This window comes from Streptomyces sp. NPDC033270 (assembly GCF_055576575.1).
On sequence record NZ_JBVIRA010000047.1, the window covers coordinates 21,795 to 37,309 of the forward strand.

General features: G+C 68.2%; 7 protein-coding genes and 2 pseudogenes. 6 read left to right on the forward strand and 3 right to left on the reverse strand.

Annotated elements, in window-relative coordinates; all coding sequences use genetic code 11:
* Positions 1–11: 11 nt before the first annotated feature.
* Both ACZ5XZ_RS37665 and ACZ5XZ_RS37670 read right to left on the reverse strand, forming a co-directional pair.
* The gene (locus tag ACZ5XZ_RS37665; RefSeq protein ID WP_468986753.1) at positions 12–7,559 is read right to left on the reverse strand and encodes a SpvB/TcaC N-terminal domain-containing protein; all 7,548 of its coding nucleotides are present in this window, start codon (positions 7,557–7,559) and stop codon (positions 12–14) included.
* A 529-nt stretch (positions 7,560–8,088) separates the two neighbouring features.
* Positions 8,089–8,281 (reverse strand): annotated as a pseudogene (locus ACZ5XZ_RS37670) (IS630 family transposase); the annotation flags it as partial.
* Positions 8,282–8,648: 367 nt separating this feature from the next.
* On the opposite strand from ACZ5XZ_RS37670, the gene ACZ5XZ_RS37675 reads away from it, so the two are divergent.
* Entirely contained in the window at positions 8,649–8,957 is a 309-nt protein-coding gene (locus ACZ5XZ_RS37675; RefSeq protein ID WP_468986755.1) for a hypothetical protein, read from the forward strand.
* Between the two features lie 338 nt (positions 8,958–9,295).
* On the forward strand, positions 9,296–9,607 hold the full coding sequence (locus ACZ5XZ_RS37680) for a DUF6087 family protein (protein WP_468986757.1): 312 nt from the start codon (positions 9,296–9,298) through the stop codon (positions 9,605–9,607).
* Positions 9,608–9,629: 22 nt separating this feature from the next.
* On the opposite strand, the gene ACZ5XZ_RS37685 is transcribed toward ACZ5XZ_RS37680, so the two are convergent.
* Positions 9,630–10,058, reverse strand: a complete 429-nt coding sequence (locus ACZ5XZ_RS37685; RefSeq protein ID WP_468986759.1) for a hypothetical protein — start codon at positions 10,056–10,058, stop codon at positions 9,630–9,632.
* Positions 10,059–10,440: 382 nt separating this feature from the next.
* On the opposite strand from ACZ5XZ_RS37685, the gene ACZ5XZ_RS37690 reads away from it, so the two are divergent.
* The 4 genes and pseudogenes from ACZ5XZ_RS37690 to ACZ5XZ_RS37705 form a co-directional block, all read left to right on the forward strand.
* Positions 10,441–11,358, forward strand: coding sequence for an endo-beta-N-acetylglucosaminidase H (locus ACZ5XZ_RS37690; RefSeq protein ID WP_468986766.1), 918 nt, complete (start codon positions 10,441–10,443; stop codon positions 11,356–11,358).
* 740 nt (positions 11,359–12,098) lie between these two features.
* On the forward strand, positions 12,099–13,082 hold the full coding sequence (locus ACZ5XZ_RS37695) for a BtrH N-terminal domain-containing protein (protein ID WP_468986761.1): 984 nt from the start codon (positions 12,099–12,101) through the stop codon (positions 13,080–13,082).
* Between the two features lie 1,322 nt (positions 13,083–14,404).
* A complete protein-coding gene (locus tag ACZ5XZ_RS37700; protein ID WP_468986764.1) occupies positions 14,405–14,977 on the forward strand; it encodes a GNAT family N-acetyltransferase in 573 nt (190 codons plus the stop codon).
* 76 nt (positions 14,978–15,053) lie between these two features.
* Positions 15,054–15,364: pseudogene (locus tag ACZ5XZ_RS37705) on the forward strand (IS5/IS1182 family transposase); the annotation flags it as partial.
* Positions 15,365–15,515 lie beyond the last annotated feature (151 nt).

Consider the following 15,515-nt stretch of genomic DNA (forward strand, 5'->3'; position numbering starts at 1 on the left):
TTCCTGTACGACTACTTCCAGTACGACTTGACGAATCCGATGCCGGCTCCGACGACCGCGCCCACCCCGGCGCCGACAGCGGTGCCCACCCCGGGCACGATGCTTCCCACCACTGCGCCGACCCCGGCCCCTGCCGCCGCTCCGGTCAACGTGGCCGCGGCCACCCCGGCGGTCTCGCTGCCGGTCTTCTCGGTGACGACTTCGCCCACCTTGCCGCTGACGTACGCGGTCCCCTGAACGCCGACCGCGGCGATGGCCCCCGGCGCGCCCGCGAAACCGACGGCCGTCGACACGACGCCGATCCCCGCGTCGACCTTCTCAGCCGTGGTCTTCGCGGTGGCCACTTGGAGCGCGGTGGCGCCCACCGCCAGCGGGGCCGCCACCTTCCCGACCACCTTGAGCACCGGCGCGACAGCCCGCAGGGCTCGCGCTCCCGTACCCAGCGCCCTGCCGACGGTTCCGGTCTCGGAGGCCACCTGCGCGGTCGTCGAAACGCTCTTGGCGACGGACGCGGTCTCCGTCGCGACCGAGGCGGTCTCCGACGCCGCCGGCGCGGCGGCCGCCGCGGTGCCGGCCACGCTCTGCTCTGCCAGGTTGAAGGTCTGGGCGAACGACTGCTCCACCTCGGCGCCGACAGACGCCGCCGATGCGGAGGCCGATCCGCCCCCGCCGAGCGCCTGCACCTCACTCACCGTGTCGCCGAGCGACCGGTGGATCGCCGCCTGGTTGGTCAGGATGGCCGTGTCCAGGGCCTGCCAGTTGACCGCGGTGTTCGTGGCCTGGCCCGCGGTCCGGTAGGCGTCACGGGTGGCCTCGATCAGCGCACTCTCGCTCGCGAGGGCGCCGCTCTTCACCTGCTGGGTGATGACCTTTTGGAGTTTGCCGACTTCGGTATGGAAAAGGCCCTTGCCCGTCTCGACCAGGACGCCCAGCTCCTGGCTGGCTCTGGAGACCGCACGGGAATAGAACGAGGCTCCCGTCGGCGACGTGCGCTGGGCGATCCTGGCCGCGACCTGGATGGGATGGTCCACCTGGACATTGCGGCCGAGCTGCGCGCGGTCCGCGACCTTCACGCCGTACTGCCAGACGTCCATCAGCGACGGGGTCTGCGTCTGGCGGCCGTCGGGATCGACCAGGCGCACGGGATTGCCATGGGCGTACTCGTACGGGCTGGCCTGAGGTGTGTCGATCGGGTCGCAGCTGGTCCAGCGGCACAGCCACGGGGCGTAGTAGCGGGCGCCGTGGAAGTACAGACCGGTCTCGGCATCGCGCTCCCGGCCGGTGAAGCGGTAGCGCTTGGGCGTCTCGGTCTTGGCACGTACCGCCTGGTAGGCCGTGCCGCCGTAGGGGTAGTACTCCTCGTACGTGAGGATCCGGGCCCGCTCGTCCAGTTCCAGCGTGGCGGATCCGAGATGGTCCGCCAGCTGATAGCGGACCTGGTGTTCCGGACCTGAATCCGCGCCGCGGGTCCGCCGCTCCAGCAGCGCGACGCGCCGCGTGTCGTCCATCGCGTGCACCGTCTGGCGTTCCAGAGTCACCGCGCCGTCCGCGCCGTACTCCCGGTAGACCTCGAACGGGCCGATGTAACGGCGTTCGCTGCTTCTCCTCGCCGTTCCACCCTCGCTACAGGACGAGTCGGTGACCTTGCGGACGCGTTGTCCGGTGGCGTCGTAGGAGTAGTACGTCGTCTGCGGGGTTCCGGCGCCGCGGACCTGCCGGGCGGTGGCCTCCAACTGGTCCTCGGCATCCCAGCGCAGCAGCGGCAGGCCGGGCATCGCGGTGGTGTTCCCTCTGGCGTCGTACGCGAAGTCTCCGTCGGGCGCACCACTCAGCCGGTTGCCGGTCACCTCCGGTTCCAGTGCGCTGGGCTCGGCGTACCGGAACCGTCGGGTCCAGCCGGGAGCGGTGGATGCGCGGTGTTCCAGGGACAGCATGTTGCCGACCGGGTCATAGACATACCGCTGCAGGTAACGCCCCATTGCTGCACCGTCACCGGGGTGGGCGAGCCGCACCCTGGGCGCGTCGCCCGCGTCACCGGGATCGGCCTGGCCGAGGTGTTCCCGGCCGGTCGCCTCGACGAGCCGGTACACCGCGTCGTAGGTGTAGTCCGCGCCGGGCTCGACGACCCGGTTACGGAAGAACGTCCGCTGCTGCGCGCTGTCCCGGATCGAGACGATGTTGCCGACCGGGTCGTGGCAGTAGGCCAGGTGCTGCACCGTCCTGCGCTCGCGGCGGGAACGCGGCCGCTCACGGCGGGTCCGCAGCGCGGTGAGCCGGAAGGTCAGCGGGTCGTAGGCGTAGCGGGTCCGCGCACCGTTGCCGTAGTCGATCCGGGTGCGCTGCCCGCGGGCGTTGTACTCCACCGCCGCGACCAGCTCGGCATCCCTGCCGTCGGACGTGGCCACGAGACGCTCCAGCAGGTTCGCCTCGTTGTAGTACGGCCGGACCACGGTGCCGTCCGGGCTGGTGATGCTGATGGGGCGGTCCAGCGCGTCGAATCGGGTGCGGCCGGTATAGACCTCCTCCTCGAGCGCGACCTCCTCCCGCCAGTCGGGCGCTCGCCGGTAATCCACCGGGAACCGGCGCGTCGCCTCCAGCAGGTTGCCGCGGAAGTCGTACGCCTCGTGGGTGCTGACACCGGAACCGTCGTGCCGCCGGAACACCCGGGTCCGCAGGTTGCGGGCCGGATCCTCGCCGTATTCGGTCTTCTGGTGCAGAACCTCACCGGCGAGGCCCGGTCCACTGACGTAGGCGCGCACCGGACGGTGGCCGGCGTCGTACTCGGTGCGGAACCGCAAACCCCTGCTGTTCCAGGTGCAGCGCGGGTTGCCGAGCACGTCCGGCAGCAGTGCCCCGGCCCCGTAGTCGATGCCCGCCCGGCTCACCTGCATGCCCACCATCGCGTAGTCGTGGCGGATCGCGACGCGGCCGAGCGGGTCGCGCACCTCGCGGACGTTGCCCTCGACATCCGTGCTCGTCCGGGTCACCAGACGCTCCTCGACGAGCGTCCCGTCCTTGGCGTGCCGGTTGTGCGCAATGGTGCGGAAGGGGCGGGCGAGGGAGTCGAGATGGGTGTCGGTGGGCGTGTGCGCGTGGAGTGCGGCCTTCTCGGCGGCCTGCTGCTGCTCGGGGCCGAGGGCCCCGTCGGCCCTCGCGGCATGCCATGTGGTCCACCCGGGCTCCGTGGCCAGCAGTTGGCGGACCTGGCCGCCGATGTCCGGATCCTGCCGGGGATCGGTCAGCACGGTGTCGTTGCCGTCCCACACCCGCTGCCGCCACGGGTCGAACACCGTTTTCGCATAGGTGTGGTCGGGATGCAGGCTGCCGACCACCCGCTCCAGCGGGTCGTAGAGGAGCACCGTGCTCACCCCGGCCATGACCGCGAACTCGAAGGCGTGGGTCGCGGTGAAGAACGGTTCGAAGGTACGAACCGGGTTGCCCTTGTTGTTGAAGATCGTCCATCCGGTGCCGGCCCAGCGGGGCTCGACGACTGGGCCGCCCTCGGACAGAGGCCCGGGTTCGGCCTGGACCTTGGACTGGACCTCGCGTCCGAAGCCGTCTCCGTAGGCGATCGTGTGGGTGATCCTGCTCTGCTCACCAGGGGCGAGGTCGGACTGGTGGGTGTGCCGGGCGAGGGTCGCGACCACGGCCGGTTCCCCGCGCAGCCAGAACGCCGACTCGTCGTAGCAGAACCTGGTCCCCGCCGACTTCAGCAACGCATGTCCGGCCGCGAGCGGATCGGCGAGGTATCGGGCCACCAGCGCGGGTGACGGGTCGGGGTCGAAGCCGTCCAGAGAGTCCCCGAGGGATTCCTCGCGCTTGGCCATGGTCGCGGTCCCGGCGACCCTGGCATGCACGTCGTAGGCCATGTGGACCCGGTTGCGGTTGGGGTCGGTGACGAGGGTCGGCCGCAGCACGCGGTAGTCGTTGTCCTGGGAGAGCGTCCTGCCGTCGGCGTCGCGTTCACCCACCGTGTAGCGGTTGCCGAGCTGGTCGGTGCTGTCGACGAGGAGCAGGTCGTAGTCGTCGTAGGCGACCGTCGAGGTGCCACCGAGCGGATCGGTGAACCGGCGGGGCAGGAAGAAGTGGCGTTCGGCGTAGTCCAGTTCGCTCGTCTCCGGTGGCGCGTACGCGGTCCGCGCCGAGGGAATCCACCATCCCCCCTCGTGCCACAGATATCCGGCGGCCCGCAGCATCGGTTCGTCGACCCGGTCTCCATACAGCGCAGTGACCAGCCCGTCGGGGAAGGCGAGTCGGTACTCCTGGTAGGGCAGCGCGCGGGACTGGAGCGTGCCGAGGGGCAGCGGCCCTGAGAGGTCGTCGCTCCGGTACAGGGTGCGTACGTGCTCGGTGAGCCGGAGTGCCGGTTTCGCCGGCAGCGCGTCCCAGTCCTGGTAGGCAATCGTCTGATCGATGCCGGTCAGCGCGCGGGTCAGCTCGGCGTGGGTGAACCGGTCCCCGGCGGGGCGGAGCGCCAGCACCTCGAAGGCGCGGGTCCGGCAGGGCAGGGGCGTCCGGTGGCTGTCGGGTTCCTCGACGGCGTTGGTGTAGTCGTGGTCGGTGAGCACCATATGCGTGCGCCGCTGCGGCCCCGCGTCCGGCTCATCGAGATCGGGGGAGGGGCGGGTACGGCCGTAGCCGATGGTCACCGACCGCAGCACATTGCCGTATGCGTCGACGGCGAGGGTCAGCTCATGGCCGACCCGCGGGTCCACGGTGCGCTCGTAGTGACCGGTCAGGGTTTCCCTGGGATGTACGTCGAAAACCGCATGCGGCACGCCGGTCGAGTCGGCGTGGCCGGCGGCCGGTTGGAGCATCCGGATCAGATGGTTGTGCTCGGTGACGCGGTACGGGCGGCTTTCGGCGTCACTGCCGTCGAGCGCGTACACCTCGGTGCGGAGCACCGACCCCTTCAGGGAACGACATGCCTGCCGGGCCTCGTCGGCGGTCAGGCCGTCCGGCAGCACCGTGTCGGGGAGTAACAGGTCATCGCTGTGGTATTCGCTTGCGAACTGCCGCGAGATCCGCTGTCCGGGGAGAAAGGCACCCGTGTGGAACCAGGTCCGGGTGAGCGTGGGTGGCCGGTACGTGGCCTCGTCCACATTGCCGGCCTCGGCCAGTGCCTCCAACGCTTCGGTATCGGTCTGCTCGACCATGCCGAAACCCCGGAACTCACGCTCCGGCCCGTCGAAATGGCCATGGTGGTAGGCGTACCGGCTGACGAATCGGTGACGACCGATCGCGTCCACCGTCTCCACGCGCTCGACCAGGTGAACGACGAACGGCAACCGGGTCAGCCAGGGGCGCCCGGCGGCGGCGTCATCCGCGGAGAAGCGGGTCGAGGGGGCGTAGCGGATATGTGTTTCGGCGCCCAGGTTGTTGCGTACCCCGGTGAGCAGATGGGGTTTGCCGCCGCGCATCAGATCCAGATAACGCAGCTGCCGGCCGGATTCGGCGGGCAGCGGCGAGGACCACACCAGGCAGCCGGTCCCGGAGCCGAGCAGGTCGATCGCGGCGACCTTGGACGCGTTCTCGATCCGGGGAAAGGCCACGGGCAGGGCGTGCGGAGCGCTCCACGCGTTGCCCGAACGGTTCAGGTAGAGCCGGACCCCGTCGCGGTGCAGGTAGATCAGGTCCGCCGGGCCGGAACCATCGACATCGGCCAGCCGGATCCTGGCCGGGTCGAACTGGTCCGGACTGTCGAGCCGGGGAGCGCCGTCCATGCCGACCTTGGCGCCGAACCGGCCGTGGCCCAGGTTCGGCCAGTAGCAGATCTCGCCGTTGCGGATCCGGACCAGGTCGGCGAGCCCGTCGCCGGACAGGTCCGCCAAGTGGATCGACGAGGTGCGGTCGGCGAAGACCAGTTGCGGCCCGGATTCCTCGTCCTGTGCCGGCCAGGTCCGGCGGCCGGTGTCGAATCCCTCCTCGCCCAGCGATCGATACCAGGTCCAGCCCGGCTCGCCGGTGACAAGCACGTCGGCCCGGCCGTCGCCGCTGAGGTCCACGAAGCGCAGGTTCGGGTCGTCCCAGGCCAGGTTCGGTCGGGACCGGAACGGCCGGAACACCTCCCAGTCCTGGTCGGAGCGTTCGGTGAACCCCGGTGTGGTGCCACCGAAATCCACCACGGCCGGGCGACCGTCGCCGTCCAGGTCCAGCAGCTCGGTCCGGCCGCCGTTCGGGCGGCTGCGTACCACGCGCATCGGTCCGAGGTGGCCACCGCCGAGGTTGGGCTTGTAGAACCAGGTCCCGGCCTGCTCGGTGAGCAGCCCGGCCAGCCCGTCGCCCTCCAAGTCCGTCCATCGGTAGGCCGATCCGTCCACGCCGATCGGCGCGTTCTCCAGGTCGGCCGTGTCGAGCGTGCGTACCTCGGTGTCGATCTCGGCCTGGGAATAGGAGAATTCCAGTGACGGCAACGACCTGGTGAGGTATCCACCGGAAGCCCGCCGCCATCCGCTGTGTGATACCGACTCCAAAAACGCGCCCGTCACCTCGCCCCGCGCGGCATCACCGCGATACACCAGCTCGGTGGAGCGCACCAGGCAGTCACGACCGACCTCGGGCTCGTCCGGGAAATGATGGAACATCAGCACCCGGCGGCAGAGCCGGTAGCCGCGAATCTCGAATCCGGCCCGGTAGGAGGAGAACGGGTCCAGTCGACAGGCCCACGGCCGGACTTCGGCCGTACTCTCGTCGTGTTCGCCATAGTCGAACACGATCTCGAACATATGGTCCGAATCATCGGAGACCAGCCGGGAAACCGTGTTTCCGTAGCGGATTCGCTTCAGATACCGGTTCGCGGCGCGATCGGCGGCGGTGCGGTTGCGCTCGCAGCAGGCAGCGAGATCGACGCCGCTGCCGTCCTCGGTCTTGTACTCGTAGCGGACCGCGTTGCCGACATCGTCATGGCTTTCACAGATCAGCCAACTGAAAACCCGACGCGCGTCGTTGGGGTCGGCGATGCGGCTGGCGTCGTCACGTCCATAGACGGTGGTGACATTGTCCCGGCTGATCGAGCGCCAATGGACGTCGCCGGACCGTACGTCGGTCCACCGCTCGATGCGCGCATAGAGGCCTTCCACGCGCGGCCGATATCGGCACACCACATATTCCGAGCCGTCCACCCTGCACGACCGGCGATTTCGGATCAACTCCCCACCGCGCTCCACCAGGACGGGGACAAGGTCCTCCGTGCCGGACAGGATGAAGGTGTCTTCGAATTCCTCGCCGTCGTCGACATAGCCCGGGATGCCCTTGTCGATCTTGCGGGTGATCGCCGGAAGCCCGATCCCCCAGCCGATCCCGAACGGGCCGTTGCCGGCACCGGAGTCGTAACCGAGTGTCAGAGACGGGCCGAACCCGGACCGCCCCGGACTGATCGCGAGGGGAACCGAGAGCCCGCCGGTGCCGGTCACCAGGTTCGCGGTGAACTTCTCCCCGATCCCGCGGATGGCGCCGCCACCCTTCGGCAGCGAGATCGCCGGCGCGTGGGGAGTGCCCGGGGCGGTGTCGCCGGAGGGCGCGACGGGTGCGGAACCGGTCGATCCAGCCCCACTGGGCACGTTCGCCTCCCTGGGTGACGCGATGCAGCGGGCCCGGGTACTTGGGCATACGACCGGGACGGCCGGACAGGCCGGATCGCCCGCACTGGCGCGATGCCGTACACCACGTCCGTACGTCCGTGGACGCGACCGGGGCGGCTCCAGAGTAGGGTGTCGTGGTCGCCGTTAGATACCCCTTCGGCAGTGAATGCCTGAAAGGGAAGAACTTCCTTCCGTTCGGCGGGATCTGACCACACCGGCGCGACAGCCCGCCCCACCCACTCGCCGAGAAGCGTGGCGTCTCGATGAGTTCCTGACGCTTTCGCACTCGTGTCGTATTGCCAGGGCCCGTCCGCAATCTCGCGCCGTTCGCCCCGAGGGCGGCCTCACGGCTCGCCGCTTCGGCGGCCGCCCGCCGGCCCTCGACCGCGAGACCTACAAACAGCGGAACACCGTCGAGCGGCGCATCAACGAACTCAAGGCTGTGGCTGCAGGTACCGCCTCTGCAGTCGGCCTGAGGTCGCGTCTGCGTTCTCATCGAATGGAGCGGTCAGGCCACAGAGCCGAGACGCTGTCCACCTCGGCGAAAACCCTTCTCCCTTGCGGATACGGGAGCGTTCTCGGCGTTGCGCGGCGAGAACGTCGGGGTGGCGAGTGTCGGCGTTGCGCCAGCGCAGGTAACGGTGCAAGGCCTGAGTCTGAGCCGGATGGCTGCGATGGATCGAGTTCGCCAGAGTGAACTGATGACCTTACCCGCGAGCAACTGCCATGGAGTGCTGCCAGCCTGTTGCCAGAGAAACTGCAAGGACGAAGCGCGGCCTCGCCCGTCGTACCAGCGGGGGCAGCGGGGGCCTCGACGGCAACTTGCTCGGTCAGCTGCGCACGCCGGACGACCACAAGGTCTTCCGGCGGGGCCTTTGGACCGCAGGTGCCCCGCCCCACAGCGACCGGAACGGGCAGGGCGCTCCGCAGGCGCGCAACCCACCACTCCCGCCCGCTTCGTGTGGCACATCGCTTGTGCGACGCATGCCGTGCCAGATCATTTAGTGATCGTTTATCGAGGCTCGGCAGGATGTGAAGTGTCGAGAAGGATCCTTCACAGGGGACGGTATGGCCAAGCTGTATCTGGAGAAGCTCAAGTGCGTCACGACTGAGGGCTGGAGCGGCTTCGATGAGCCGAGGCTTGTTCTCCAGGATCGCGGCACTGTGTGGAATGGAACGGTGCTGGGAGATCGGATGTACACCGTGAAGTACGACTGCGACTTCACGGGGACGATTGCGGTATCCCTCGGGGAGGCCGGCGCCTCGGGTAGGGATGGCAAGCTCGGGGAGCAGTGGATTACGGATACGCCTGGTGAGCGCAGTCTGCGCTTCAGGGCGGATGGTGCTGAGTACAGGCTGCTGTATGCGGTGGAGTAGGCAGCTCGATCGGTAGCAGGTGAAACGCCCGCCGACCTCGGACGGAGCCGCCCTGGCGTGCAGAACGCAGAGCGTCCCGCCCAGTCCCGGGCGTCCGCCGCCATCTCCAAGAGCACCACCCGGACCCGATTCCCGTCGCGCACCCGTCGCTGGGCGATGGCGCGCACGGTCTCCTTCGTCAGCCACCGCGCCACGGTGAACAGGGGGAACTGTCCGGGCGTCAACGGCTCCAGTGCACACCGCTGCCCGCCGACGCCGGCGTGTCGCCTCTTCCGCTGCACACGCCTGGGAGCCCACTATCCTCCTGGGGAGCAGCCGCCGAACCGTAGGGACGCGAGATGGACGACGAACCGTTGTCGGAATGGGCGGAGCGCCGTGACGCGAAGGTCGGGCGGCTCCGCGCAATTCCCCTCGTCTCCGGCGACGGGCCCAAAGGCTCGCATCTGAATCCAGACGCGCCTCGCGTCATCCAGCGGTGGAACGGATACTCCTGGGAGCCGCACGGGTTCGCGTCCAACCTCGACGAGGCGAAACGCATCCTGTACCCCGAGGCCGCTGAACCCCCATCGGTGTCGGGGCCGGCGCCCAAGCTCGGCGCCGGCACCGGTAAGCACCGGAAGCCCCAAGCACCGAGGTCGGACCTGCGCTGACCGGTCAGGAGGGATCTGTGGGTCAGTGTCCGGGTGTCTCGTCGGTCGCGTCGTTCTCCGGTGCGTAACTCGCCGGCGGGTCGAACCTTCTCAGCAGTTCCTCTGCCGTCTCGTGCCGGTCCTGCGTCTTGATGATGTCGGCGATCTGCTTGGCCAGCATCCCCCGCCGGACATCTCCGTCCGAGAAGCCCATGCCGGTGAGGAAGCCTTCGAAGTGGTCGGCGGCCGTCGGCTCGCGTTCGAAGGAAGCGGGTGGCCCGTCCACGGCTTCCGGGACGGGGCGCCCGATGTGCGGCTGGGGCAGGAAATCCCGCAGTCGCTCAGGCACGTCGGTGTCGTTGGCGGCGGACGTGAGCTGGGTGAGTAGTCCGAGGTCCGCCACGGTCTTTTCCACGTGATCGTCGTTCTTCGCAAGCCACCAGACCACCGCGCTGCCGGTGTCCTTGAGCACGGCTCGGGCCGGTTCCAGCCCGTGGGCCGCGCTGCCGCTCGAAAGACTGCGGCAACCCCGGCCGGACGGACAAGGCGAATGGTGCTGTTTCCCGTTTCCTTCTCCGCAGGTGAGGCGCGGTATTCCCGGGAGCGCGGAGTTGCGTTGCGAGCGCGTCGCCATCGTCGGCGGTAGGCCAGGGCGGATACGCGCATCGAACCGTGATCTGGAGGAACCAACTCCTCTTCCAGGAGCACAGGTTGTGGCGCGACGTGCGTGAGGGCTGTGAAGAGTTCGGGCATGACTCTCGGGATTCGGTCATGGGAGCGGAAAACTCGGAGGGCTCACTCGGCGCTTTCGGACAGGTCGGGCGCCGACCTACGCGATGGGAGACCGATCGATGATGTTCACTCTGGTACGGAGCAGAGTGCGGATGGCCGCGCTCGCGCTCTTGGCCGTCGCGGCCCTTGCCTTAGGCGTGACCGCCACGACCGGCGCAGCAGCGGCCCCCGCACCCGCGAAACAGGGGCCGACCTCGGTGGCGTACGTCGAGGTGAACAACAACAGCATGCTGAACGTCGGCAAGTACACCCTCGCCAACGGCGGCGGCAACGTCTTCGACGTAGCCGTGATCTTCGCGGCGAACATCAACTACGACACGGGCACGAAGGCGGCGCATCTGTACTTCAACGAGAACGTGCAGCGCGTCCTCGACCGCGCCGCCACGGAAATACGGCCGCTGCAGCAGAAGGGCATCAAAGTCGTGCTCTCGGTGCTCGGCAACCACCAGGGCGCGGGCTTCGCCAACTTCCCGTCACAGCAAGCGGCGTCGGCCTTCGCGAAACAACTGTCGGACACCGTGGCCAAGTACGGCCTCGACGGCATCGACTTCGACGACGAGTACGCCGAGTACGGCAACAACGGCACCGGCCAGCCCAACGACAGCTCGTTCGTGTACCTGGTGTCGGCGCTGCGCGCGAACATGCCGGGCAAGATCATCAGCCTCTACAACATCGGCCCGGCCGCGTCGCGTCTCTCCTACGGTGGCGTCGACGTCTCGTCCAAGTTCGACTACGCCTGGAACCCGTACTACGGCACCTGGCAGGTCCCCGGCATCGCCCTGCCCAAGTCGAAGCTGTCGCCGGCGGCCGTCGAGATCGGCCGGACCTCGAAGAGCACGGTTGCCGACCTCGCCCGCCGCACCGTCAGCGAGGGGTACGGCGTCTATCTGACGTACAACCTCGACGGAGCCGATCGCAGCGCCGACGTCTCCGCGTTCACCAGGGAGCTGCACGGCAGTGACGCCGTCTACACGCCGTAAGGCGATCGCACGCCCCAGTGCGCGGCGTTCCCCCCGGGCTTGCCGCATCCCGTAGGGCCGCGATCCGTGCAGGCCGCGCCTTCGACAACGATATCGGGGGCGCGGTGCGGGGTGACCAATCACTTTCGTGCGCACCCCCGACCGGCTGCTGTGCCGGGGCCATGGGTAAATGCTGTCTCGGGCCGGGGCCTGACTCCTGAGAGCTGAGAGCGCGCTGACCGGCTTGTCTTGCTCACGCCGTGCCGACCGCTGGCCGGGCTGGTGTGTTGCCGGTGCCGGACCGGGCCCAGGAGTTCTCGGCCGAAATACTCGCCGAGGCCAGTGCGGGCACGGGACCCGTCGTGGGGTAGGAAAGCGGTGGCCGGGGGACTGGCTGATGCAAGGGCGAGTTGAGGGGCCCCTCGGAACAGACTGGCCAGAGCACCAGGAGGACGGCGGGCTGAGGGCCGTTGCGGCTGCGGGCGGGCTGCACCGATACCAGTTACGCCTGCACGAGGCGCACGGAGGCGTCGAGCGCTTCCAACTACCGGGCGCGGGCACGGCCGTGTCGGTCACCGATCCCGTGCTTCTGGAGGCCACGGCGCACATCGACACGCGGCCCGAGGAAGGAACTGTTCGCGGATGACCCGAGAATTGGTGGCGGCGGTTGGGACCTGTTCCGGCGAATCATGCCTGGGACGCGGCGGTCCGGCACACCCATTTGCAGTGTCGCCGTCGGGCGAAGGAGGAGAATGAGTGGCATGGTCATGGTGAAAGACGTCGATACCCGCGGTATGCAGCACTGCGAGACGACGGCGCTGGGCGTGCTGCTGCGGCATGAGGGCCTCGACTTGTCCGAGCCCATGATGTTCGGGCTCGGCTCCGGACTGTCCTTCATCTACTGGGACAGCAAAGCCATGGATTTTCCCTTCCTGGGAGGCCGGGTCAAGCCGTTCGAACTCACCAGGAACCTGGCCGCCACACTCGGGCTTGAGCTGCTGAGCAAGGAGACCACCTCCCCGCGCAAGGCATGGCAGAACGTGGCGGTACCCATCGAGGCCGGTCGGCCGGTCGGCCTGCAACTCGACAGCTACCACCTGGACTACTTCACCACCAAGGTGCACTTCGGCGGGCACATCGTGGCCATGTACGGCTACGACGAACAGGACGCCTACCTGGTGGACACCGAACCGCAGGGCGGAGCCGTCTCCACCAGCCTCGCCGGCCTGGCCAGAGCCAGGGCCGAGCGCGGCCCCATGACCGCCAAGCATCGCTCCTTCACCATCCCAGAGCCCAGCAGCCTGACGTCACCGCAGGACGGGATCATCCCCGCGATCAAGACCTGCGCCGACGCCTTCCTGAACCCGCCCATCGCGAACCTGGGCCACCGGGGCATAGAGAAGGCCGCCAGGCAGGTGCCGAAGTGGCTGCAGCGCAGCGACAATCCGCTGGAGGACCTGCCACGGGCCGCCGTCCTCATGGAGAGGGCCGGCACCGGCGGCGCCCTGTTCCGCAATCTCTATCGGGACTTCCTCGCCGAGTGCGCCCAGCTGATCGACAGCAGTCGCCTGCGCACCGGCCACACCCTGTATACCGAGGCCGCCACCCTCTGGACACAGGTGGCCGCACTCGTCGCAACAGCAGGCGAATCCGGCGACGCGAAGAACCTCGTGCAGGCCGGCTCCATCCTCCACGAACTCTCGCGCATCGAACGCGAAGCGATGCAGGCACTCAGCCTGCTCTAGGTGTAGTGACCTGGAGCGTTGTTCACACAGATGGGTTCTCCTGTCATGTGCAGGTGTGGTTGAGTGCAACCCGTTCTGGCAGGGTTCTTACTGACCTGACGCTGACTTTCCTGATGCTTACTCAGCTTGGTCACTTGACCGCCGATGTGGCCGGCTGCTCCTGCTGGTCGGGTGGCGGAGGGGACGAGGCTTCGGCGGGCGGGACTGTTGTTGTCGGGGTGGCCCCCGCTGAGGAGTCGCCTTCCGCAGCGGGGCTGCGGTCCGTCCGCCGTGCCCCTGGGCTGAGATGCGAGCCATCCCGCCCCCGAGACGGTACCCACACCGCACGCACTCCTCGACGAGAACGGTATCGACGAGCCACTTCAGTGGACGCCCCGGCTCCCCGCGCGCGCCCTGCGCCACCTCGCTCTACCCGGCCCTGACCCGGACAGCATCACCGTCGCTCAGCTCCACCAAGCCGTGCCGGCGGCGACTTGTCCATCGCCCACTTCGCGCGCACCCTGAACGGCACCGCAGCCCACGTCGTCCACCTGCTGTCCCAGCACCCCGCAGACTGGAGCCCGCCGCGATTCCGCCGCCCCAGCACACTGCTACGCGCCTGGACCAGTGGCGCACCTGGTACGAACATGACCACCTGTCCCTGCAGGACATCGCCAACCGGGAGGGGCTGGCCTCGCCACCGTCCAACCTGCATTCCTCAAGAACGGCATCCGCCTGCGCCCGGATGTTTCCTACCCGGGTCGTCCGAGGAGAAGGTGACGGCGGCGACGCTGCCGACCGGCCCGTGGCCACGTTCCGGAGACAGGACCTGACCATCGGCGTCAGACCAGCTGGAGAACTACAGGTCACGGTCCCGCGGTAGGACACGGGGCCCGAGATCCCACACAGGCTGTGAGATCTCAGATCGCGTGGCCAAAGCTCACGACCATTGGCCACCTCGTGGCCAATCGGTCACGCGTCTGAGACGTCCCGGCTGTTCTGTCGCAATGAAGCTGTCGGATTCTCACCCGTTCTCATCCGTGCTGTCGGTTTCCCACTGCGTCGCGTGCTGAGTGGCTGTCCCTTCTACTGAAGTCAGTCGTCGTGCGGGTGAGGAAGCCTTGGCGGGGGAGGCGTCCGAGGCGACTGCGGGTCAGGTTCATGTCTGGGCCGTCGGTGGGCAGGCCGCATAGTCGTGGCCGTTCGCATTCTCTGAGTGCCTGGTCGAGGTGAGGGTAGAAGGCGTACGCGACCTGCTGGCAGGTGATGCTTGGTCCTGAGGACCGGACCGGGGTCGGATATTCGGTGGTCTGCCCGCCCCATGAGGACACAAGATGGCGCGCATGACTTTGGCCACCCCCGTACTGCACACCGATCGCCTGCGACTGCGCCCCTTCACCGACGCCGACGCGGGCCCCCTCTTCGCGCTGCACAGCAGCACCTACGTGATGCGCTACTGGGACTCCCCGCCGTGGACCGAGCGGGCCCGTGCCGAGTGCTTCATCGCGATGTGCCGGAAGATGGCGGACGAAGGCGCCGGGGCGCGGGTGGCCATCGACCGTGCTTCTGATGGGGCCTTCGTCGGCTGGTGCGGTCTGACCGGATGGAACCCGGACTACCGCAGCGCGTCGTTGGGCTACGTGTTCGACGAGGCGGTGTGGGGTCACGGCTACGCGACGGAGGCCGCACACGCCTTGCTGCAGTGGGCATTCGACACACTGAACCTGAATCGAGTTCAGGCCGAGACCGATACGCGCAACGTGGCATCTGCCCGGGTGCTGGAGAAAATCGGATTCGTGCGTGAAGGGACGTTGCGGGAGGACTGCGTCGTGAACGGCGAGGTATCAGACTCGTGGGTGTTCGGGTTGATCAGGCGAGAGTGGCAGCCGTCGGCCGTGCCGATTCCAGCCCGCTAAGAGATCATCTCAATTGGCTTGATCACTAGGCTGTCTGCCACGGTGACTTGGGTGGGGCGTCTGAATGAGGGCCTGCGGCATCCCACCTATACGGTCACGCTGTGGACCGTGCCGGCGCCGTCCCGCCAAGCTCCATGGCGATAAAGGGTACGACTGCGACTACCTGTGGCGATGGCTGTGCTCCCGGAGCATTACTCCACGTATCGCACGTAAAGGCATCGAAAGCTCCAGCGCCGGGGCCACCACCGTTGGACCGTGGAGCGAACGGTGGCCTGGCTGGCCGGGTGCCGCCGTCTGCACCGCCGTTACGAGCGCAAGGCCGAACACCTCCTCGCCTTCGCGGGCGTCGCCGCCACCCTCATCTGCTACAGACGTCTGGTCCGGTGACACCGTCCGATATCCCTGGTCGACTGGGGAAAAGTGCTTGCCCGCTCCGGCCGGTGGTGGAACAGTTTGCCGCGCTCTACGACCTTGCAGACACGCTCACGGTGAGGAACGAAGCCAATGTTCTCGGCGTCCCCCAGCGGCCGCCGTCGGC